Consider the following 20,661-nt stretch of genomic DNA (forward strand, 5'->3'; position numbering starts at 1 on the left):
CCAGCGAAAAACACGCCGTGCTGGCGTACGCGCACTCTGTCATCACCCAGATCGGTCGACTTTACGGTGGTCGGGCCATCGCACGTCCGATGCGTCGCCACTAAGTGACCGCTTCCAAGTGACCATTCGGGCCCGTGCCGCACTTCGCCACTGGCGGCCAGCGAGCCAACCGGTCGGGCTGATTCGGCCATCGTGCCACCGCTCGCTCACCGAGCAGATGGAACACCTGTCACCAAATCGACAACGCGCTGACTGGGGCGATTGCAGCGATCACGATCGACGAAACCCCGATGAGTCAGGGAGCCACCATTGACATATCCGCAGCAACCTGGGCCCGACGACGCAACTGCGCAGCAGTATTACCAGCCAGGAGGGGCGTCGCAGACGGGGCCAGCGCTTGGCCCGCCCGTCGCGGCGTCTCGGAAGACAAAGCCGCTGCTGTGGATCCTCAGCGGAATTGCCGCCGTCCTCGTCCTTTGCTGTGGGATAGGAATCGTCGGCGCGCTGACCTCGCAGGGAGGTGAGAAGCCGGTCGATAGCAGCGCCAGCGCGACGCCTCGGCCCAGCGTATCCAGTTCGGCCGTCGCCGCACCGGCCGTCGCGCCCACGACCAGTCCAGCGCCGCCGCCCACAAGCGCCGCCCCACCGCCCCCGTCCCCGTCCCCGCCGGCGCCGAAGCCGAAGGTCTATACCGGCCGCGGCGACGACGTCATCAAGGTCGGCAATCTCACTGACCTCGCGGTCGTCAAATTCTCCTGCCCTAGATGTACTAGCAACACAGTTCTCAAGTCGGACGGACCGGACGGCCTGCTCGTGAATGAGATCGGCGCCTACACAGGCAAGCGCTGGATCAATCTTGAGGAAGACTCGCTCACCACCCAGTTCGAGGTGGAGACCAGCGGTAAGTGGACCCTGACGATCGGTTCGGTTGGGCAGATGGCGACACAGGCTGCCAGCGGGAAGGCGTCGGGCCGGGGCGACGACGTGATTGTGTTGGGTGGCGACGCCGAGACGGCCAAGATCACCCATTCGAAGGGGCAGGGGAACTTCGCGGTTCACGCCTACAACTTGGAGACGGGGGAGGGTGGGCTACTCGTCAATGAAATCGGCGGGTATTCGGGCACCCGTCCATTGGAAGCGCCAGCTCTGGTGCAGGTTACCGCCGATGGAAACTGGTCCATCAACCCGGTATGACACTGATCGAGAAGGCCTCAATCGCGTACGTCGATGGATTGGCTCGGCGCGCACCGGAAGGGCAGGCATGTGTGAGCCTGTCTGCCCTTCCGGCAACTATTGCCAGGCCTTACCGCTGGTGGCGCTTTGGTGCCTGGTGACGGCCAGAGGCGTCGCTGCGTACCGAGGTCGGCGGGCCGGACGTTCTGCGTGAGCAGCGCGACCACCTGGTGGCGCAGAGTCGGCTGCCGAACGTGACGATCCAGGTGCTGCGCTTCGAAGCCGGTGCTCACCTGGCCGACAGCAGTGGCTTCGTCCTGCTCAGCTTCGAGCAGGACGAGCCGCCACTGGGCTACATCGGAACCCTGGCGGGCGAGCTGTTCCTGGAGTCGAGTCGCGACCTGGCGCGGCTGTCGGCGGCGTACGACAATCTGAAGACGTTGACGCGGTCGCCCGCCGAGTCGGTCACGTTCAAGCGTCCTCCCGTCCGCCGTGAACTAGCTGACCGCCTCACACTGCTCGATCGGTGGCATCACTTCGTCCTGGACCAACCAGTCCTCGTGCACCCTGGCGAGATCATCTGGGTCGAGGACGACAACCTCCTGGTGCAGAGGGCCAACGGGGTGGTTGATGCCTATCCCGGCTTCACCAACCGCTGACCAGCCGGTCCGCCAGGGGGCGTAGGCGGTCCGCTGGTCAGCCCATGGCGCTGTGCTGCGGCGGGAGTCGCAGTTCGAACTCGATCGTCCGCACCGCCTTCTCGGGGCTGATGTCGAGTGGTTCGGGTCGTCCGGTCTTGTAGCCCTGGGCGAAGTCGACCCCGCAGCTCTTCAGAAAGTCCAGCGTCTCCTCGTCCTGGACGTATTCGGCGGCAACGCGGATGCCGAGCGTCTGGCAGAGTTTCACCAGCATCGAGACGACGGCCTGGTCGGCCGGCGACCGGCAAAGATCGACGATGAACACGCCGTCGATCTTCACCAGGTCCACCGGAAGGTACTTCAGGTGAGCGAGCGCGCCGTAGCCCGTACCGAAGTCGTCAAGGGCGAGGTGACAGCCGATCTCTCTGATCCCGGTTGCGAAGGCGAGGGCTTCGTTGCCGTTCTCGATGAGGGCGGTTTCGGTGATCTCGAAGGTCAGGCATTCCGGCTTCACCCCGTGTCGGCGGATCGCCTCGGTCACGTAGGTGAGCAGGCCCGGGTCGGCGAGCGACTTGCCGGAGATGTTGACCTGGTAGTGGGAGGTCTGCGCCCCTCGGCCGATCAGTTCGAGGGCGTGGTCGATGACCCACTTGTCCACGGTGAGGATCTCGCCGACGCGCTCGGCCATGTCGAGGAAGGCCCACGGTGCCACGGACTCGCCCGTGTCGCTGCGGACTCGCAGCAGGATCTCGTGGCGGGTGACCTCGTTGAGTCGTAGGTCGACGATGGGCTGGGCGTAGAGGGCGAACCTGTTGGTGGACACTGCCTGCCGTACCTGCGAACGGCATCTGTCTGTCCGGTCGTCGGTCGCCGCGGGTTCGGTCAGGACGCGGGTCGGGACGCCGTTGCGGCGCGCCTCGCGCGCCGCGTGTTCGCCGTCGATGAGCAGGTCGAACCCGGTCGCCGCGATGTCGCTTCCGAAGAGTACGAGGCCCGCCCACGTGTTGAGCCGCACCGTCCGCTGCTGAACGCTGAACAGGTGGCGTCGGAAGGTGTCGACGACCCGGGCCGCCAGGGTCTCGGGAGGCTCGGCGTGCGCTGCGGTCGGAGCGAGGAGTACGCCCCAGAGACCAGAGCCGACCAGGCCACAGGTCACCTCGTCGCCGACGATCGTTCGCAGGTGTCGTGCGACGTCCGCCGTCAGTTGGTCGCGGTTCTCGTCGGTGAGCGCCTCGGGCAGCCGGGTGGTGGGTTCGGTTGCCACGACGATGAGTGCGCCGCCAGTGGTGCGGCGGGCGCGGTCGACCTCGTCGGTCAGGTAGCTGCGGGTCGGCAGCCCGCTGACGACGTCCAGCGCCCCCAGGTCGGCACACAGCATGTCGGTACGGGTGGCGAGCCGGCGACGTTCCTGCCGGGCGAGTTCGAGCGCTGTGGTGTCCGCGCCGGTGGCGATGATTCCCGACGGTGCGCCATCGGCGGTGAGGATTTCGATGTGGCAGTGCACGTGGCGCACAGCGCCGCTCGGCTGGATCACCCTGAAGGTGACCTCGTCGGGGTGGCGGCGTTGCCATGCCGTTCGCACGACCTCGCGAACGCGGTCCACGTCCGCATGGTGGACGAGGTGGGCGAGTGTTTCGGGGGTGAGGCGCAGGGTCCCCGGCGCGTGCCCGAAAATCATCGCCATCTCGTCCGACCAGGAGAGACGCCCGGAGTCGCCGATCGTCCAGGTGATCGTGCCGAGCTGTGCGAGCTGCGCGGCGCGAGCGACTCTGGTCGCCTCGTCGACGGCCGAGGTCAGCGGGTCGACGAGGTCGGAATCGACGATGATCTCGTATCCGTTGGCGACGGCCAGGTCGTACTCGCTCTGCGCGGCCCGTGCCACGCGGCGGGCACGGGCGAGTTCCAGCGGACTGGGTTGGCTGGTCTCGGCCAACGCCAGAATGTCATCGAGGTCCACGGCTGCCTCCCTGACGCCGTCGGCCTTCCGAGTTCGTGTAGCCGGCCTCCTCGGCCAGCTCCCGCAGGCGTTTGCGGGCAGCGAGCTTGTAGGAGCGGACACTGTTCTCGGCCAGGCCGAGAATGCGCGCGATGTCCTGGTTGGAGAACCCCTCGCGAGACATCTGGAACACCTCGGCCTGGCGCGACGGCAGGTGGTGCAACCAGGTGCGCAGCGTCTCCTGGGCTTCCCACGCGTCGGCGATGTCCGTGTGCGGTGCCGGCGGCAGGTCCTCCGGCGCGAACGCGGCTTCACGCTGGCGGCGATGCAGCTCCTTACGGATCTTGTTGCGGGCCGTGATGATCACCCAGCCGATCGGCTCGGTGTAGGTGCGGATCTTGGACCACTGGACGTGCCCGTGCAGGTACGCCTCGTTGAGAGCGTCCTGGACCACCTCGCGGTCCCAGCACGCCGCTCGGAGAATCCGCTCCACAGTGTGGTAGCTGCCCTCGGCGAAGGTGGCGAACTCCTGGTCGTGATCGGCCTTGAGGCGCGCGGCCTCCGCCCTGCGCGCCGCCTGACCGTCGACCGGCTCAGGTGTCAGGGCCGCGGTGCCCTCCACCCCGGTCACGCGGCCTCCCTGGTCGCGTCGCGTCGCGCCGAGTCGCGGCTGCCCAGCTCCACCTCGCGATGCCCGTCCCGGTCGCGCTCCACGATCCGCACGACGTCGTGGTCGGCCTCCGCCAACCTGGTCAGCCAGGTGGCCCGGGCGGCGGTTCGTGCCGACGCCTCACGTTCCTCGTGCAGGCGTGTTCGGTGCGAGACGTATGCGCGTACCAACCCTGCCGTCGTCCCGGCGATGGCCAGCACCAAGGCCAACGCTCCGTGATCGGAGATGGCCGTCGCCACCGTTTCGTTCATCGTTTCCCCTCGTCGTCCCCGGCTAGCTAATTACTATCCGTGGCGAGGGGCGAATGTAGATGTCTGACCGTCCACAATATTGGGTCTTGATCAGCGATCAAGCGCTTTACCTGGCAATACTCCCCAAAGTCATGCTACCGGCACGTCGAGCGAGGGGCATCTGTTGCCGACGCCGAGGCGCGTGGCTGCGCCGCTCGGCTACTCTAAGTGAATACGCGAGCACGCAGGCTGGTAGGTGGGAACGGATCTTGCGCCGGAACTGAGAGCTACCGCCACCCTTCATGGCTGTGCGCCGCAGAGTCTGCTTCGCGCCTGAGCCGGTACGCCGATCGAGGACATCGCCTCCACGTAGCGTCGGTACGCCTGGGCGGCCTCGCCGTGCCGTCCCGCGGCCGTCAACGTCCGGACGAACTCGCCGTGCACACCCTCGTCGTAGGGCTCCAATTCCAGGGCGCGACCGAGGTGGCGGACGGTCTCGTCGACACCGTGGGCCAGCGAGGCCAGCTTGCGTACGACGCGCAGGTAGACCCGACGTGCCTCCTCGCGGGTCGGACGGGACCAGTCGTCGTACGGCTCGTCCTCCAGGAAGTCACCCCGGTAGCGCTGCTCGGCGAAAAGGAGCGTGGCGCGCGCGTCATCGGTCTCACCATGCTCTGCCAGCCGGAAGCCGTGTGCGGCTTCGGTGAGGAACTCCTCGACATCCAGCTCGACGTGATCGACGTCGAGCGCCAGGCTGGGGTGCGCGGCGATGATGAAGTGGTCAGTCGACGTACGGCGCTCCGGGTCGAGGACGCCGCGGAGGGTGGACAGGGCCACGGACAGCCGGTGGCTGACCCGCTCCGGGTCCTGGGCGGGCCAGAGCATCTCGCCGAGCTGCTCCCGGGGCACCGCGCGACCCCGCCGGGAGGCGAGGATCCGCAGCAGGTCCCGTGCCTTACGTGACTGCCATGCGGTGGCCAGCACCTGCGAGCCGTCCACGTACACCTCGAAGCGTCCGAGGGTGCGGACGGTGACCTGTGCGACGCGGCACGGGCCATGACGGCTGAGAGTCGGAGGCGGTACGCCGGCAGCGGTCAGCCGCTCGGCGGCGAGCAGGGCGTCGACGCGTTCCTGGGGATCGGCGCCGGGCAGCCGGCTGAGCAGCACCACGAGTCGGTCCGCGGCCACGGCCGACCTGATGTCGCGCAGGGTCGCCGCCGCCTCCCGCCAAGCCTGGCGGGTGTCGTCGGCGTCCACGGCGGCGGCCCCGCGAAGCTCCAACGCCTCGGCGAGCGCCGCGCGGTCCCGGTGCAGCCGGGCGGCGGTGGACGCCATCAGCGCCACAGTGGCGGCCCGCTCGTGGTCGCCGATCTCCAGCGCCACCCAGCCGAGCGCGAGTCGGGCGGTCGCCGAATCGGGGCCGCGTTCCAGCTCGACGGCGCGTTGGGCCAGGGCGAACGCCGTGGCGCCGTCCTCGGCGGCCAACACCCGGGCCAGGCCGGCGAGCGCCGGCACCTGGATCTGGTGGTCGTCGACGGGCTCGCTGGCACGTAGCGCCTCCTCGTACGCCGCACGCGCCAGGTTGGTGCGGCCCCGCAGCGCGTGCACGTCGCCGATCCCCACCAGGGGGTACGCCACCTTGCGGGAGCCCATGCGCTGCAACAGCGGCACGGCGCGTTCGTAGCACTCGGCGGCCTCGGCGAGCTGACCGAGGCGGAAGTAGGCCGAGCCCTCGTTGCAGAGCGCCAACGCGAGCATCGCGGCGTGCCCGTTGCGGTGGGCCAACTCCACAGCGGGCCGTACCTCGGCCAGCGCTTCGAGGTATTGGCCCTCGCCGACCAGGGCGGACGCGCGGTTGGCGCGGATGCGGGTCACCTGGATGGTGTCCCGCGCCGCCTCGGCGGCCCGCAGCGCCTTCTCGTGGTGCTCGTCGGCGGCCGGCCGATCACCACGCAGTTTGGCGTCGAGGGCGAGGGCGGTGTGCGCGGCCGCGAGTGCGGCGTCGCCGCCGACGGCTGTCGCTGCCGCGAGCGCGCGTTCGGCGTTGTGCCGGCACGCCTCGGCGTTCCCGGTCGTCCACTGCGCCGAGGCGGTCCAGGCGAGCAGCCGCACGTTGTCGGTGGACGGGTGGGGGTCGAGCTGACCGCGCTGGAAGACGTCGAGCGCGGTCTGCGGTTCGCCGCGCAGGTAGTGCACGAGGCCGTACTGCCAGGCGAGTCCGGCCGGGAGGGCCTTCCGCCGATCGTCCAACGTGGCGTACACGGCGAGTGCGGCGTCGAAGTCGCCACGCATCTGAAGCGCCTCCCCGTAGAGCAGCCGCAGCCCGTCGGACCGGGCGTGCTCGGGTAGGGCCTGGTAGGCGTCGACGACGGCCTCGGCGCCGCCCGAGGCGATCAGCTCCGCGCCGTGGCCGTCGAGGACCAGCGCCGCAGCCTCGGCGACACCAGATCTGCCGTACGAGTGGAGGGCCGGGACGAGGTGCCCGTGCTCGGCGTACCACGCTGCGGCTTTCGCGTACAGGTGTTGCGTCGCGGCCGGGCCCAGGGGCAGATGGCGGCGGGCGACGCCGGCGACGACCGGCACCATCCGGTACGTGTGTCCGCCCGCGGCCACCGGGACGAGAATGCCGGCGCGGGCCAGGTGGTCGAGTCGATGAACACCGTGCCGGTGCCCGAGGACGCCGGCCAGGTCGGGGTGGATCGGGTCGAGGTGCGCCGCGTCCCGCAGCAGTCGGCGGACTTCGGGCGGCAGCTCCGCGAACACCTCCCGCATGAGGTAGGACTCCAGCGCTGATCCCGGGCCGTCCCAGCCCCCGCCGGCGGCGGCCGTTCGGGCGGCCAGGGTGACCAGCGCCGGCCAGCCACCGGTCGCGGCGTGGATCCGGGTCGCGAGCGCCGGGTCGGTGAGGCTGTGGTCGGCGGCGAGTACGGACGCCACCTGATCGGGCGTGAGCCGGAGATCCGTCGGACCGTGCTCGGCGAGCAGCCCCGACTGCCGCTGGGGCAGTGTCGGCGGGTGGCGGGTCACCAGGACGACCCTGAGTTGCGGGGGAAGCTGTTCGAGGGTGTCCAGCAGCGTCTGTAGCCGTCGGCGGGAGAGTCGCGGAACGTCGTCGAGGATGAGCCAGCTCGGTTCGTCGGCGGGCAGGTCGATCGCGGATCGGTCGCCGATGGAGGTGAGCCACTCCGGTCCCGCCGTCGCCAGGGCGGCCACATCCGGGCCGTCGCACCACCGCACCGAGCGGTCGCCCAGCCAGCCTCGCACGGCGAAGGTCTTGCCGTAGCCGGCTGCGGCGACCACGACGGTGCACCGCCGGCTCCATTCGCGATCCGTCGGGGCGTTCATCGTTTCATTGGGCGCTGTTCGGGCGGCCACGCATACGGGAGCGTCGCCGTTACGACACCGAAACCCAGCGCTTTTGACGCCACCTTGACGACGCTCTGAACCTCGCCTCGAAGGATGTCCCGGACACACCGAGGCGCGCACCGTCCGGGTCCGCGTCTCGCAATCGATCGGGTGAGGAGTTGTGATGGCAAGAGTGCTGTCGGGACGCGCACTGCTCGCGGTGCTGGTCGTCCTGCCGACGCTGGCCGCGTGGAACGCCACGCCGGCCAGCGCCGCCAGCGGAGCGGCCCCACTGGTGTACGACGAGGAGCCCGTGGACCGCGACGTCGAGCTGGCGCGGCTGGGCTACCGAAACGGTGTGCGGGTGGTGTTCTCCCGCGACGAACTGTCCGGCGACTGGGGCCTTCGTCAGGACGGCGAGATGGGCCGCAACGCGCCCCTGGCGTACGACGACAAGCAGAGCTTGTTGCAGACGTACCTGACCATCACGCCAAGGTCGGTGCCGGTGCCCCGAGTGCTGCTGTCGGAACCGCCGGCCGGTACGCCGACCCCACCGGAGCTGGCCTACCGGACCATCGTGGCGTCCCCGGTCGTCGCCGACGACCTCGTGGCGCCGACGCCGAGCGGAATGTCCACAGCGGCGACGATGACCTGCTGGGACCTGTACTGGAACTCGTACAACTGGGCCGAGTTGCCCGGTTACCCGAATCCGTCGTCGGTGTGGCACCCGGCCAAGACGTACTACGCGTCCGACTTCGGCGGGATGAAGATGTACTCCTACAGCTACCTCGCCAACTGCGGCGGGTACGCCCGACACCGGATCTACTACAAGTCGTTCGGCGAGTACTACAAGCACCACGACTACGAGGTGGCGTACGCCCACTGGCAGGCGGTCAAGAAGGGTTCGGTGCACCGTTACCGCAAGGTGCACTACGACGGGACGTGGGGGGACACCCGCAACGGCAAGTACACCGGCTGATGAACCAGGTCAGCCGTTGATCGTGTCCATTGCGCGACGAACAGATCGAGCGGGCCGGGCTCCGGAACTAGCCTGATTCGGTGATCTCGATGGCTGGCGCGGGCGTACGGGTCCGGCTGCTCGGGCCGGTGGAGGTGGTCGTCGGCGACGGGCCGCAGGCGGTCAACGGCCTGCGCCGCAGGGCGGTGCTGGCGACGTTGGCGCTGCACGCGGGCCGGGTGGTGAGCGTCGACCGGCTGCTCGACGTGGTCTGGGGCGACGACCTGCCGGCCACGGCCGCGAACACGTTGCAACGTCACGTCTCCTACCTACGCGGAGTGCTCGGCGAGCCTGGATCGATCGTGGCACGCCAGCCCGGTTACCTGCTCGACACCGGGCCGGAGTCCACCGACGTGCAGGCCGCCGAGCGTCTCCTCGACCTGGCCCGGCGGACGACGGACCGTAACGAGCGGGTGGAGCAGCTGACCGCAGCTGTGGCGCTGTGGCGTGGACCGCCGTTGGCCGACGTGGCCGGGTCGCCCTGGCTCGAGGAGCAGGCCGAACACCTGGCACGCCTGCGGTTGGAGGCCGAGCGGGCGCTCGCCGAGGCCCGGCTGTCCGTCGGCGAGCACGCTCGACTCGTCCCCGGGTTGGAACGGCTCGTCCGGGAGCACCCGTTCGACGAGCAGCTGCACGCGCAGTTGATGCTCGCCCTGTACCGCGACGGCCGCCAGGGGGAAGCGGTCGCCACGTACCGGCGGCTGCGCGACACGCTCCGGGAGAACCTCGGCATCGACCCGAGTCTGCGGCTGCGCGATCTGGAGTGCGCCATCCTGCGCCAGGACACGACGATCGCCGCGCCCGCCCCGACCGTGCCGCCCCAGGTGCCGGTGGCGGCGCAGCTGCCGCCTCCCGTGCCGACGTTCACCGGACGAGACGCGGAACTGGCCGCCCTCGACACGCTCGTCGACAGGGGTGGCGCCGTCGTGATCTCCGGTACCGCGGGGGTGGGCAAGACCGCCCTCGCCGTGCACTGGGCGCACCGTTCGTCCGAGCGTTTCCCGGACGGGCAGCTCTACGTGAACCTGCGCGGCTTCGACCCGGGGGCCGCACCGACCGCGCCGGCGCGGGCGCTGCACGGGTTCCTGGAGGCGCTCGGCGTGCCGGCGGCCCGGATGCCGAGCGACCCGGACGCGATGGTGAGCCTGTACCGAACGACAGTCGCGGGCCGGCGTCTCCTCGTCGTGCTGGACAACGCGCGCGACGCGGAACAGGTCCGGCCCCTGCTGCCCGGCTCACCGGACTGCCTCGCGGTCGTCACCAGCCGCGACCAGCTCGTCCCGCTGGTCGTCACCGAGAGCGCCCAACCGGTGCCCCTGGACCTGCTGAGCCCCGGCGAAGCCCGCGACCTGCTGGTCCGTCGACTCGGGGAGCGCCAGGTCGCCGCCGAACCCGCCGCGGCGGACGACATCGCCGAACGGTGCGCGCGGCTGCCCATCGCCCTGGCCGTCGTCGCGGCCAGAGCCGCCACCAACCGGCACTTCTCGTTGGCCGCTGTCGCCGGCGAGCTGCGCAACCTGGACGCCGTCGCCGGCGAGCTGAGCGACCTGGACGCCTTCGACGGGGGAGACGAGGCCACCGACGTCCGGGCCGTGTTCTCCTGGTCGTGCAGGACGCTCACTCCACCAGCGGCCCGGCTGTTCCGGCTGCTGAGCCTGCACCCCGGCCCGGACGTCTCCGCCCCGGCCGTGGCCAGCCTGGCCGGCGTCGCCCCGCCAGCGAGTGGTCCGGTGCTCACCGAACTGACCCGGGCGAACCTCTTCACCGAGCACACCTACGGGCGTTATGCGTTCCACGACCTGCTGCGTGCGTACGCCGCCGGCCTCGCCGACGAGGCCGAACCACCTGCCGAACGTGCTGCCGCCGTCCACCGGCTGCTCGACCACTGCCTGCACACCGCCCACGCCGCCGACCTCGTGCTGCACCCGCACTTCAGCGAGATCAGCCTCGCGCCGCCGAGGGAGGGCGTGACGCCGGAACGACCCCGGAGCAAGGCGGCCGCCACGGCGTGGTTCACCGCCGAACTCCCCGTCCTGCTCGCCGCGGTACCGCTCGCGGCGCGATCCGGCTTCGAAGGTCACGCCTGGCGGCTCGCGTGGACCATGGCCGGCTTCCTGCACCGGCAGGGGCACTGGCAGGACTGGCTCGGCACGCAGCGGATCGCTCTCGCCGCCGCGTCCCGCATCGGAGACCAGGCCGGGCAGGGCCACGCGCACCGCAGTCTCGGGCTCGCCTGTTCCCGGCTCCGCCGGTACGACGAGGCCGTCGACCATCTGCGGCGGGCGTTCGACCTGTTCACCGTCGTCGGCGACGACGCCGGGCGGGCACACACGTGTTTGAACCTCGGTCAGCTCGCGGAGCGCCAGGGGCGGCACCAGCAGGCACTCACCCATTCCCGGCGGGCGCTGACCCTGTTCCGGGGGATCGACAACCGGGCCGGGCAGGGGTACACGCTGAACGCGGTCGGTTGGCAGGAGGCGTTGCTCGGCAACTACCACCGCGCCCTGGAGTCGTGCGGTGCGGCGCTGGCGATGTTGCGGGAGGTGGACGACGTCCAGGGGCAGGCCGACACCTGGGACAGTCTCGGCCACGCCCATCACCAGCTCGGCGACGACCGGCGGGCGGTCGCCTGCTACGAGCAGGCCCTCGACCTCTTCACGCAGGTCCAGGACCGCTACGCCGAAGCCGGCACGTACGCCAATCTCGGTCGCAGCCACCGCGCTCTCGCCGACTTCGGCGCCGCCCGTGCCGCGTGGCGTCGGGCCCTGACCATCCTCGACGACCTCGGCGATGCCGACGCCGAGGCGATCCGCGTCGACCTCGCCCAGCTCGACGCCGCCCAGCTGCACTGACGCACCCGCTTTCAGCGGGCTTTCCGGGCCGTTTCAGCGGGCGCCGGCACCCTTCGGGCACCAGTTTCCCTCGCCAGGAATGGAGTGTTCGATGAGTCGCTTGGCACGCTGCCTCGCGGTGGTCGGGGTGGTCAGCGCGATGGTGCTGACCGCGTCCTCCGCCGCCGTGGCCCAGACCGACAAGCCGCCGCGCAAGGGCACCGACTGTGTGGTCCGGTACGTCGACGAACGCGGTGGAGTCGACCGCACCGAGACCGAGCCCGAGGGTCGGGTGCACGGCGTGTTTCGCTGCCTCGGCGGGCAGTGGACGTTCGCCTGGGAGCCGTTCGGCCCGGACGACCTGATCAGGGCCGCCGAGATACAGATCGACCCGTCCGGTGCCGTCTCGGTCCGGCGGTTCACCGGTCCCGCGCTCGGAAACGACCTCACGCTGGGCGAGATCGCCGGCATCGCCCGAGCCGTCAGCGGCAGCCCAGAGGTGCTGATCGACCGCGCGGTCGTGGCGGTCGACGACGGCAAGGAGCGGACCCCGGAGCAGGTCGCGGCGCTGCTGGCCGGCAAGGACGACACCGGTGTACGCGTGCTGGGCACCCTCGACAAGCCGGATCCCGCCATGTCGGTGAAGGACATCGTCGACGAGGTCGGCGGCACACCGGAGACGACCGTCGTCTACTTCAGCCTCTGGGGCGCGATCAAGTCGGTGTTCGCCTGGATCGTCGACACGATCGGCGAGATCGGCGAGTGGATCGACGACCACTGCGAGTGGGGTTCCCCGAACACGACGGGCGACCTGGTCACGTGTCGCTGGTAGCCCGGCCGACAGCGATCACCGAGACAGCGGAATGAGGACACGATGACAGCTCTGCGGACCGTCACCAGGCGCGCCACCATCGTCACGACCGCCCTGATCGTCGGGCTGACAACTTCGTACGCCCCGTCACACGCCGCCGGGGACGAGGCCCGGACGACGGTCACCGACCACCCCGGTGCTCCGGGGACGATGCTCCACCAGCTTGAGGACCTGACCGGTCGACCCGTGGGTGACCTGGACAAGGTGCTGGCCGTCGACACCGGCGGCCGGAACCTCACCGACGACCAGCTCGAAGCGCTCGTCGCCGGTAGGGAGGTCGACGGCGTCAAGGTCGTCGGCACGATGCCGGGCAGCCGGGACATCCTCGGCACGACCATGGCCGACCTCGCCGACGGCACGTACGACGGCAGTGGTGACAGCGGGACGGCGACGTCGCTGATCTTCGCCTCGTCGGTGCCCGGTGGCCGGAACTGGTGCCTGACCATGTGCGTCGCCAGCGGCAAGTCCGTCTGGGAATGCCTGTTGGCGAGCCGGGGAGGCCAACAGACCTTCACCCTCGACCTGGCCGGCGAGACCACGGTGGGTGGCACGAAGGCGGCCTTCGAGAAGGTCAACGGCGTGGCGGTCGACGGGCCATCCACAGTGGAGACCCTGACCGGTGACGGCGAGCCGTCGGCGGACGAGATCCAGACCCTCCTGGACGGCGGGGACATTCCGTCGCTGCGCCGGGTGGCGACGCTGGACCGGCCGGACCCGGGGTGGGCGTTGGCCGACATCGCCGAGAAGTCCGGCGTGCCGTACGCGAAGACCAAGGCCCACATCTTCACCTTCACCCTTCCCTTCCTCGGGAAGTTCCTCGCGGTCTGCATCTCGCAGGATGGCGGGAAGACGTGGAAGTGCTCCGCCCGCCAGTGGGACGGGTTCTAGCGGTAGGACGCCCACCTCCGTCCGGGCCCTGCCGTGCGGGGTCCGGACGGTGTCGGGTCGCGCCGACCCGGGGGACGACGATCCGGGTAAGAATTCTTCCGGCACTCCGTCGAATCCGCGACGAGCCGTTCGTAGACCAGACGGGAGGCGGCCGAAGGGCGCCGCCGTAACAAAGGGAGTCATGCGATGGCGCGGTATCTGATCTCGTTCAACGACGGCGCGATGGACCACATCCCCGCCGAGGATCTCCCCGACGTGGGCAAGGCCGCGCACGCAGTGAGCCAGGAGGCCGTGACCGCCGGCGTGTGGGTGTACGGCGGCGGCCTCCAACGGCAGCAGGCGAGCATCGTGGCCACCGACGGCACTGTCACCGACGGCCTCTTCCCGGAGACCAAGGAGGTCATCGGCGGTCTCACGATCGTCGACGTGGCCACCCGCGAGGAGGCTCTCGAGTGGGCTGCCAAGATGGCCGCCGCGTGCCGGTGCGCACAGGAGGTCCGCGAGATCATGACGGACCCTGAGGTCGACGGGATGCTCCACGAGACGGCCGCCCGGGGCTGACACCACCGGCACCATCCGGTCGGAGGGCCTCGCCGTGTTCGAAAGCCTCCGACCGGGTGGGTCGGCGGCCCACCCGTTCAGTGTCCGGCGAGTTGTGGCACCAGGGCGATCATGACGAAGCGGATCGTTCGGCCCAGCAGGCACGCTGCCGCGAAGGCGGCCGGGGGCATGGGTGTACGACCGAGGTAGACGCTGGTGGCCAGCAGCGGTGGAAATCCGGTGACGGCACTGACCAGCAGCATCCCGGCCGTGTGACGGGGGCGTTCCAGCACCTCGACGAGCCGGGCCCCCGCCGCCTTCGGACGCGCGAACATCGCGACGAGCCGACCCGGCGGCTGCGCAGTGGCGGGACGTCGGCGGAGTCGGCGTTGCAGCCACTGCGAGCGGATCGCGCCACGCGCACCGAGGAAGATCAGGACCTTGCCGGCGGTCTGACCGGCCGCGGCGGCCACGCCGAGCGCCACCGGTGGCGTGCCGGTCGTCGTCACGGCCGCGATCAGGTACGGCTCGGCCGGGGTGAACGGCAGGAACGCCGAGAGGAGTCCGACGGCCGCAGCCGCCAGGACGGTGATCATGGCTGGGTGTGCGGCAGGCCGACCGGCAGCCTGGCGGCGCGGATCAGCGAGACGACCTTCACCACGGCGACGGCGAGGGCGAAGGTGACGGCCACGGCCGTCGGCGTGCAGATCGCCAGGATCACCACCGCGGCGGTGTTCAGGGCCTTCGCCGGCGGCGACCAGTTCCACAGGTAGATGCGGCGGTCGACGCGGGCGAAGTAGTTCGGGCTGAGCAGGGGCCAGCGCAGGAACATCAGACTCAGCAACTGGTCGACGACCATGAACTGGACGAGGAAGACACCGATCGGCAGGGCGGTGTCGGGTCGCAGCACGACCAGCGCGGCGGCGCAGGCCGACGTGCAGGCGCGGTCGGCGACGATGTCGAACACCGCGCCGTTGCGGGTCTCCTGCCCCAGGGCCCGGGCCGTGACGCCGTCGAGGATGTCGCCGATCCAGTAGATCAGGTACGCGGCGACGAGCAGGTGGACGCTGCGGTGGGTCAGGGCTGCCACGGCGAGCCCGACGGAGGTGGCCGTCCGTACCGCGGTGATGGCGTTGGGGGCGTTGAGCAGCGGGACCGGCGGACTGAGGCCGATGGCGGTCATTCCGCGTCCTTGAGGATGCGGTGCATGTCCGCGGTGCGCCGGTTCAGCTCGGCCAACTGCGCGCTCATGTCGGTGAGCAGGCGCTGCGTCTCGGCGGCCTGTTCGGCGTACTGCCGCTGGGTGTCGCCGGACACGGTGACCCGCGCGCGGACAGCGGCATACCAGACGCCCGCGATGAGCAGGGCGGCGATGACGACGAGGAAGACCGAGGCGGTGTAGTCCATCTAACTGTTTCCTTTCGGGTCGGCTTCGCCGTCACCGGCGTTGCTCAGGGTCGTGACGGCGACTGCCACCACGTCGGGCGTGAGGTGCAACGAGAACGGGCTGACCTCGTAGTACTTGAGTGCCTTGCCGTCCTCGGACAACTCCAGATGCGCGGTGACGAGCCCGGCCTTCTCCAGCTTCTTGAGGTGCACCTGCAGCAGCGCGCGGCTGATGCCCAGGTCGCGGGCGAGCTGGGATACGTAGGCCCGGCCGCCGGTCAGTGCCGCGAGGACGCGTAGTCGGTGCGGGCTGGCCAGGGTGGCGAGGACCTCGATCAGCCGGTCGCCACTCACGTCTCCCATAGCTCGCCTTGGCTCATGCCAACTATTATTGGCATGCGCAAGTCGCACCGTCAAACACGGGCTGGACAGAGTGGGCCACTCCACTCAACCCTGGGCGTCGTCGGCGTCGTCTGACAGTGCATCCGCACGCGAACGCGAGAGCGGACGCGACCTGGAGGTGGCGTGAGTCGGCACGAGGACGACGAACAGTTCCGGCTGTTCGTCCAACGGCAGTGGGGATCGTTGCTCCGAACGGCCTACCTGCTCACCGGCGACCGGGGGACAGCCGAGGACCTGACGCAGTCGGCGTTGGAGAAGACCCATCGGCGCTGGGGGCGGGTGCTGCGCAAAGACGCCCCCGAGGTCTACGTACGCCGGGTGATGGTCAACACGGCGATCTCCTGGCGACGTCGACGGCGGCCGTTGGAGGTGCCCCTGCTGACCTCCGACAGCACGCCGGCGCACGACGCGTACGCGCAGGTGGAGCAGCGTCAGCTGCTCCTGGCCGCGCTGCGACGGTTGCCGCCCAGGACCCAGGCGGTGCTCGTGCTGCGCTACTTCGAGGACCTCAGCGAGGCCGACACCGCAGCGGTCCTCGGTTGCTCCGTCGGCTCGGTCAAGAGTCAGGCGTCGCGCGGGTTGGCCCGACTGCGGGTCGATTTCGTCCCGCCCGCGGCACAGCCCCCGGTACGGCTCGAGGAGGAACTGGCATGACCGAGGACTTCGCGAACTCGACGCTCGGTCCCGCGCTTCGGCAGGCGGCGCACGGAGTCGACGTACCCGAAGATCCGTGGCCGACGTTCGCGCGCCGCGAGCGACGCCACCAGCGGACGCGGTTGATCCGGACGGCGGTGGCCGCCGCGGTCGGGGTCGCGCTCGTCGGGGTCCAGGCCAACGTGGTGCCGCTGCCCGGGTGGGTGCCGGGCATCGCGGTCGCCGCCGCCCCGACCGCGCTTCTCGACGCGCCGCCACGGGGCGCGCTGGCCGGCGACCACGCCTGGCTGGACGCGCTGCGCAAGCGCATCGGCGCCGAGCCGCCGGTGCGGACCGATACCCCGGTGGGCAGGTGGAGGATCGACAGCGACCGGATCCGCATGGTCTACGGCAGCGACCAGCCGGGCCACCGGGTCGCGCTGGTCGCGGTGCCACTGCGGCTGGGTCTGCTGACCAGGGAGACCCTGGTCTGGTACGTGGGTCCGGCCGGCGGCAGCGCCGACGAGATGCGCTACGGCGGCCACAGTGAGAGCGCCGACGACCCGGTGATGACACTGATGCAGACCGGTCCCGGCGGATTCGCTGTCGTCGTCGGACCGGCCGACTCCACCGTGTCCATCAGCGGCGAACCCCGGTACACGGCGAGGGGCACGCTGGAGTACGAGAACCTCGCCACGGCTGACGACACCGGCGTCGGGCTCGCCGTCCTGCCCGCCACGCCGCTTCCGAACGAGCCGGTGGTCCGGGTCAGCCGAAGCGACCGGGTGTTCTACCAGGGCGGCCTGGGCGGTGGCCCGTACGCCGCGATCGACCCCACCGGGCCGGAGATGGACGCCCTGCTGACCGCCGCCCGGCGAGGTGTTTCGCTCGACGACGCCAGCCTGCGCACCTTCGTGGAGACGGCACTACAGGACAGTCGCCTCCGGGCCGCCGGCACGACCGTACGGGTGCGGTGGTCGGGCAGCGCGCACGGCCAGGCCGCCGCTCTGCTCACCGTGCAGCCGGCCGGCGGGGGAGTGATCGCGTACGCGATGCACGGCGCCGAACGGACCGGCTGGTGGATTGATCTGCGGCTGCTGCTGCCGGCCGAGGGTGTCGACAGTCGGCCGCTCGGCTGGCGGGTTCGGGGCGACGACGGTACCCGCACGCCGACCGGTCAGGTACGGGTGATCGCCCCGCCGGGCGCGGCCCGCGTCACGGTCACGGTAGGCGGCGCGCCCCCGGCCCCGGTGACCCTCGACGCGTCGAACGCCGGCAGCGCCTCCGTGCCCCCGGACCAGCCGGCGACGCTCACCGCGTACGCCCCGGACGGCAGCGTCCTCGGTGTCACCCCGTTGCCGCCGGGTGAGACCGACATGTCGGGCCTGCCCGGGGACCGTCCAGCCACGCGGCTGACCCCCTGACGCGCCGCGAGCGGGCCGAGCCGACCTCCGAACAAGCCCGAACAAGCCCGTGAGCAGGCCGGACAGGTGTACCTCAGTTCGGAACAGGCGTCGACGGTGGCGGTCGCCGAGCCGACGTCAATACGCTGGGATCCGGTCACCTCTGGCGCCGGCCACGCGAGATTGGGTGACGAGTTCCGCCTGCTACGGGGGCCCCGAGCACGTTCCGCTGTCCACCTGACAGCCCACCTGTTCGAGTGAGGAGAATCCATGCGAATTCGTCGTGTCGTGTACGCAATGGCGATCGGAGCGCTGCTGGCGATCGGTGCGATGGCGGCACCGGCCCAGGCCGGTGGCGTCTCGGAGGAGCCCACCGTGACCACGATGGGTTGGGAGCACGGCGGCTGACACCGCGGGGGAATGCGGGCGGGCCGGTGTCTCGGGGGGACTCCGGCCCGCCCCGCACGGCGTGTCACGACGTGGTGGTGACGCTCTCCGGCCGGTTCGCGGTGATGCGGTGGCGACGCACCGGGTACAGCATCGGGTGGGAGATGCTCCAGGCCGCGCCCTTGCAGACGAACTCCTTGTAGCGGGCCGCCAGCTTCCCCGTGAGGAGGGACGGCTTGGCCCGGTCGTCGGCGGTCACGTACTGGATGATGCCGTCGTGGCGGCCGAGGCTGATGCACTGGTTGAAGTAGCGCAGCGGAGCCTTCGGGAACGTCGACCCGCCGGTCAGCCGTGCGGCGATGGCATCGGCGGCCTGCCACGCCATCGGAATTCCCGAGGCGCAGGACATCCGCAGCGGCTTGCCGCCCGGTCCGGCGGCGAGGCCGGCGTCGCCGACGGCGTACACGTCGGGGTGGGAGACCGACCGCATCGTGTCGTCCACCACGATCTGCCCGTTCGCCGCGACCGTCAGGGTCGTGGCGGCGGCGATCGGGTGAACGGCGAAGCCGGTCGTCCACACCGTCACCTGGGCCGGGATCACCCGGCCGTCGCCGGTGACCACGTCGGTCGCGTCGACCCGGGCGATGTCGGCGTGCTCGTGCACGGTGACGCCGAGCCGGTCGCAGACGCCGCGCAGGTGCCGCTGCGCTCTGTCGTTGAGCCAGTCGCCGAGGCCGCCCCGGGTCGCGAGCGCGACGTCGAGGTCCGGCCGGGCCTCGGCGATCTCGGTGACCGCTTCGAGGCCGGTGAGGCCTCCGCCGACGACGAGCACGGTTCCACCGGCCGCGAGGTGGGCGAGGCGGTCACGCAACCGCAGCGCCGCCGGCCTGCCCGCGATGTCGTACGCGTGCTCCGCGACGCCGGGGACGCCGTGGTCGGCGGCGTTGCTGCCCAGGGCGTAGACGAGCGTGTCGTACGCGATCTCGTCGTTGCCGTGCTCGTCGGCCAGCGCGACGGTCCGGCTGTCGACGTCGACGGCGGTGACCCGCGCCTGTCGGAGGGTGACGCCGGTGCCGGCGTAGACCTCGCGTAGCGGGTGGTGTGCGAGGTCCTGCCCGGTGGCGAGCTGGTGCATGCGGACCCGCTCGACGAAGTCGGCGTCGGCGTTGACGACGGTGATCTCGGTGTCGTCGGGGTGCAGTCGCCTGGCGAGGCGTCCCGCGGCGATGGCTCCGGTGTAGCCGGCTCCGAGGACGACGATGCGGTGTCTCATGGTGGCGCTCCTGTCTCGGCGGTGGTCGCTTCCTGAACCGGGCAGCGACGCGTTTCCTGACAGGAGCTGGCTATGAGCTGGGTCACCAGACGCGGAAGAGGGCTTCCCCGTGCGGGGCCGCGGCCCACTGGCGACTGGCGCGGGCAAGCTTGTCGGGGTTGACCTGGTTGTGGATGGCTCTGACGCCGTCGGGCGTCACGTCCAGGGACATGACGCCGATGACCCGGTCGTCGATCACCACCACCACGGCCGGACCGCCGTTCGCGGCGGTGATGTGCACCGTGGGACGGCCTCCGACCAGGTCCCGCTTGACGTCGGTGGGCTTGAACAGGCCACGCAGGAACTTCGCCACCGCCATCGCACCGGTGATCGAGGACCGGGCCGGGATCTTGCCACCGCCGTCGGCGGTGCTCCGGACGTCGTCGGTAAGCAGCTCCACCAGCCGCTGGATCTCGCCGTTGTTGGCCGCCGTCAGGAACTCCGCGATGATCTTCTGGGCGGTGGCGCGGTCGACCTCCGTGCGGGCCCGCTCCGCGGCGACGTGCTGTTTGGCCCGCCGGTAGGTCTGCTGGCAGTTCGACTCGGTGCGGCCGACGATCTCGGCGATCTCAGCATGCGAGTAGCCGAAGGCCTCCCGCAACACGTACACCACGCGCTCGTTGGGGGAGAGCCGCTCCAGCAGGGTGAGCACCGCCATCGAGACCGATTCACGCTGCTCGGCGGTGTCGAGCGGGCCGAGCATCCGGTCTCCGGCGAGGACCGGTTCGGGTAGCCAACTTCCCACGTAGGTCTCGCGCCTGGCCCGCGCCGACGTGAGCTGGTTGAGGCACACGTTGGTGAGCACCTTCGTCAGCCACGCTGCGGGGGTCTCGACGTGCCCCCGATCGGCGGCCTGCCAGCGCAGGAAGGTGTCCTGTACGGCGTCCTCGGCGTCGCTCGCCGAGCCCAGCAGGCGATAGGCGATCGCCTCCAGACGAGCCCGGGAGCGCTCGAACAGCTCGACCTCGTCCGGACTCAGCGGCATGGCTAGACAGTAT

General features: G+C 70.5%; 20 protein-coding genes. 10 read left to right on the forward strand and 10 right to left on the reverse strand.

The genetic code is table 11. The annotated features are described in order from the left end of the window. The first annotated feature begins 309 nt into the window (after window positions 1-309). Window positions 310-1,194, forward strand: coding sequence for a hypothetical protein (locus O3438_RS29565; RefSeq protein WP_269682844.1), 885 nt, complete (start codon window positions 310-312; stop codon window positions 1,192-1,194). Between the two features lie 155 nt (window positions 1,195-1,349). Continuing rightward, window positions 1,350-1,832, forward strand: coding sequence for a Scr1 family TA system antitoxin-like transcriptional regulator (locus tag O3438_RS29570; protein WP_269683795.1), 483 nt, complete (start codon window positions 1,350-1,352; stop codon window positions 1,830-1,832). Between the two features lie 37 nt (window positions 1,833-1,869). Here O3438_RS29570 and O3438_RS29575 read toward each other — a convergent pair whose 3' ends face one another. The 4 genes from O3438_RS29575 to O3438_RS29590 all read right to left on the reverse strand — a co-directional run bounded on the left by O3438_RS29575 (window position 1,870) and on the right by O3438_RS29590 (window position 7,992). Next, on the reverse strand, window positions 1,870-3,768 hold the full coding sequence (locus O3438_RS29575; RefSeq protein ID WP_269682845.1) for a GGDEF domain-containing phosphodiesterase: 1,899 nt from the start codon (window positions 3,766-3,768) through the stop codon (window positions 1,870-1,872). Next, window positions 3,755-4,378 (reverse strand): RNA polymerase sigma factor, encoded by a 624-nt coding sequence (locus O3438_RS29580; RefSeq protein WP_269682846.1) that lies wholly within the window; start codon window positions 4,376-4,378, stop codon window positions 3,755-3,757. Before O3438_RS29580 ends, O3438_RS29575 begins: the two co-directional genes overlap by 14 nt. Next, complete coding sequence (locus O3438_RS29585) at window positions 4,375-4,668, reverse strand: hypothetical protein (RefSeq protein WP_269682847.1); 294 nt, start codon at window positions 4,666-4,668, stop codon at window positions 4,375-4,377. Before O3438_RS29585 ends, O3438_RS29580 begins: the two co-directional genes overlap by 4 nt. 279 nt (window positions 4,669-4,947) lie before the next feature. Further along, entirely contained in the window at window positions 4,948-7,992 is a 3,045-nt protein-coding gene (locus tag O3438_RS29590) for a BTAD domain-containing putative transcriptional regulator (protein ID WP_269682848.1), read from the reverse strand. 184 nt (window positions 7,993-8,176) lie between these two features. Between O3438_RS29590 and O3438_RS29595 the strand changes: the two genes are divergently transcribed. The 5 genes from O3438_RS29595 to O3438_RS29615 all read left to right on the forward strand — a co-directional run bounded on the left by O3438_RS29595 (window position 8,177) and on the right by O3438_RS29615 (window position 14,161). Beyond that, window positions 8,177-8,971, forward strand: coding sequence for a hypothetical protein (locus O3438_RS29595; protein ID WP_269682849.1), 795 nt, complete (start codon window positions 8,177-8,179; stop codon window positions 8,969-8,971). 89 nt (window positions 8,972-9,060) lie between these two features. After that, window positions 9,061-11,862, forward strand: coding sequence for an AfsR/SARP family transcriptional regulator (locus O3438_RS29600; protein WP_269683796.1), 2,802 nt, complete (start codon window positions 9,061-9,063; stop codon window positions 11,860-11,862). Window positions 11,863-11,953: 91 nt separating this feature from the next. Further along, entirely contained in the window at window positions 11,954-12,673 is a 720-nt protein-coding gene (locus O3438_RS29605) for a hypothetical protein (protein WP_269682850.1), read from the forward strand. Between the two features lie 42 nt (window positions 12,674-12,715). Beyond that, window positions 12,716-13,600 (forward strand): hypothetical protein, encoded by an 885-nt coding sequence (locus O3438_RS29610; RefSeq protein ID WP_269682851.1) that lies wholly within the window; start codon window positions 12,716-12,718, stop codon window positions 13,598-13,600. Between the two features lie 186 nt (window positions 13,601-13,786). Further along, window positions 13,787-14,161, forward strand: a complete 375-nt coding sequence (locus tag O3438_RS29615; protein ID WP_269682852.1) for a YciI family protein — start codon at window positions 13,787-13,789, stop codon at window positions 14,159-14,161. Window positions 14,162-14,238: 77 nt separating this feature from the next. Here O3438_RS29615 and O3438_RS29620 read toward each other — a convergent pair whose 3' ends face one another. The 4 genes from O3438_RS29620 to O3438_RS29635 are packed head-to-tail and all read right to left on the reverse strand — an operon-like array spanning window position 14,239 to window position 15,889. Beyond that, window positions 14,239-14,736 (reverse strand): hypothetical protein, encoded by a 498-nt coding sequence (locus tag O3438_RS29620; protein WP_269682853.1) that lies wholly within the window; start codon window positions 14,734-14,736, stop codon window positions 14,239-14,241. Then, window positions 14,733-15,323 carry a CDP-alcohol phosphatidyltransferase family protein gene (locus O3438_RS29625; protein ID WP_269682854.1) on the reverse strand — a complete coding sequence of 197 codons (591 nt, stop codon included), beginning with the start codon at window positions 15,321-15,323 and terminating at the stop codon, window positions 14,733-14,735. Before O3438_RS29625 ends, O3438_RS29620 begins: the two co-directional genes overlap by 4 nt. Continuing rightward, window positions 15,320-15,547: a hypothetical protein gene (locus O3438_RS29630; RefSeq protein ID WP_269682855.1), complete on the reverse strand. Its 228-nt coding sequence runs from the start codon at window positions 15,545-15,547 to the stop codon at window positions 15,320-15,322. Before O3438_RS29630 ends, O3438_RS29625 begins: the two co-directional genes overlap by 4 nt. Further along, window positions 15,548-15,889, reverse strand: a complete 342-nt coding sequence (locus tag O3438_RS29635) for an ArsR/SmtB family transcription factor (RefSeq protein WP_269682856.1) — start codon at window positions 15,887-15,889, stop codon at window positions 15,548-15,550. Between the two features lie 162 nt (window positions 15,890-16,051). Between O3438_RS29635 and O3438_RS29640 the strand changes: the two genes are divergently transcribed. The 3 genes from O3438_RS29640 to O3438_RS29650 all read left to right on the forward strand — a co-directional run bounded on the left by O3438_RS29640 (window position 16,052) and on the right by O3438_RS29650 (window position 18,372). Next, on the forward strand, window positions 16,052-16,582 hold the full coding sequence (locus O3438_RS29640) for a SigE family RNA polymerase sigma factor (protein ID WP_269682857.1): 531 nt from the start codon (window positions 16,052-16,054) through the stop codon (window positions 16,580-16,582). Beyond that, window positions 16,579-17,985, forward strand: coding sequence for a hypothetical protein (locus tag O3438_RS29645; protein ID WP_269682858.1), 1,407 nt, complete (start codon window positions 16,579-16,581; stop codon window positions 17,983-17,985). The genes O3438_RS29640 and O3438_RS29645 overlap by 4 nt, the downstream gene beginning before the upstream one ends. A gap of 249 nt (window positions 17,986-18,234) precedes the next feature. Further along, the gene (locus O3438_RS29650; RefSeq protein ID WP_269682859.1) at window positions 18,235-18,372 is read left to right on the forward strand and encodes a hypothetical protein; all 138 of its coding nucleotides are present in this window, start codon (window positions 18,235-18,237) and stop codon (window positions 18,370-18,372) included. A 64-nt stretch (window positions 18,373-18,436) separates the two neighbouring features. Here O3438_RS29650 and O3438_RS29655 read toward each other — a convergent pair whose 3' ends face one another. After that, window positions 18,437-19,624 carry an NAD(P)/FAD-dependent oxidoreductase gene (locus tag O3438_RS29655; RefSeq protein ID WP_269682860.1) on the reverse strand — a complete coding sequence of 396 codons (1,188 nt, stop codon included), beginning with the start codon at window positions 19,622-19,624 and terminating at the stop codon, window positions 18,437-18,439. Between the two features lie 82 nt (window positions 19,625-19,706). Continuing rightward, a complete protein-coding gene (locus tag O3438_RS29660; RefSeq protein WP_269682861.1) occupies window positions 19,707-20,648 on the reverse strand; it encodes an RNA polymerase sigma-70 factor in 942 nt (313 codons plus the stop codon). Between the last annotated feature and the right edge of the window lie 13 nt (window positions 20,649-20,661).

Source organism: Micromonospora sp. WMMC250, assembly GCF_027460215.1.
Lineage (GTDB): Bacteria > Actinomycetota > Actinomycetes > Mycobacteriales > Micromonosporaceae > Micromonospora > Micromonospora taraxaci.

Bases quoted from the DNA above. Each gene is read 5' to 3' on its own strand.
- O3438_RS29605 (WP_269682850.1), top strand. From the start codon at position 11,954: ATGAGTCGCTTGGCACGCTGCCTCGCGGTGGTCGGGGTGGTCAGCGCG.
- O3438_RS29650 (WP_269682859.1), top strand. From the start codon at position 18,235: ATGCGAATTCGTCGTGTCGTGTACGCAATGGCGATCGGAGCGCTGCTG.
- O3438_RS29600 (WP_269683796.1), top strand. From the start codon at position 9,061: ATGGCTGGCGCGGGCGTACGGGTCCGGCTGCTCGGGCCGGTGGAGGTG.
- O3438_RS29630 (WP_269682855.1), bottom strand. From the start codon at position 15,547: ATGGACTACACCGCCTCGGTCTTCCTCGTCGTCATCGCCGCCCTGCTC.
- O3438_RS29625 (WP_269682854.1), bottom strand. From the start codon at position 15,323: ATGACCGCCATCGGCCTCAGTCCGCCGGTCCCGCTGCTCAACGCCCCC.
- O3438_RS29620 (WP_269682853.1), bottom strand. From the start codon at position 14,736: ATGATCACCGTCCTGGCGGCTGCGGCCGTCGGACTCCTCTCGGCGTTC.
- O3438_RS29655 (WP_269682860.1), bottom strand. From the start codon at position 19,624: ATGAGACACCGCATCGTCGTCCTCGGAGCCGGCTACACCGGAGCCATC.
- O3438_RS29590 (WP_269682848.1), bottom strand. From the start codon at position 7,992: ATGAACGCCCCGACGGATCGCGAATGGAGCCGGCGGTGCACCGTCGTG.
- O3438_RS29660 (WP_269682861.1), bottom strand. From the start codon at position 20,648: ATGCCGCTGAGTCCGGACGAGGTCGAGCTGTTCGAGCGCTCCCGGGCT.
- O3438_RS29645 (WP_269682858.1), top strand. From the start codon at position 16,579: ATGACCGAGGACTTCGCGAACTCGACGCTCGGTCCCGCGCTTCGGCAG.
- O3438_RS29595 (WP_269682849.1), top strand. From the start codon at position 8,177: ATGGCAAGAGTGCTGTCGGGACGCGCACTGCTCGCGGTGCTGGTCGTC.
- O3438_RS29585 (WP_269682847.1), bottom strand. From the start codon at position 4,668: ATGAACGAAACGGTGGCGACGGCCATCTCCGATCACGGAGCGTTGGCC.
- O3438_RS29610 (WP_269682851.1), top strand. From the start codon at position 12,716: ATGACAGCTCTGCGGACCGTCACCAGGCGCGCCACCATCGTCACGACC.
- O3438_RS29635 (WP_269682856.1), bottom strand. From the start codon at position 15,889: ATGGGAGACGTGAGTGGCGACCGGCTGATCGAGGTCCTCGCCACCCTG.
- O3438_RS29615 (WP_269682852.1), top strand. From the start codon at position 13,787: ATGGCGCGGTATCTGATCTCGTTCAACGACGGCGCGATGGACCACATC.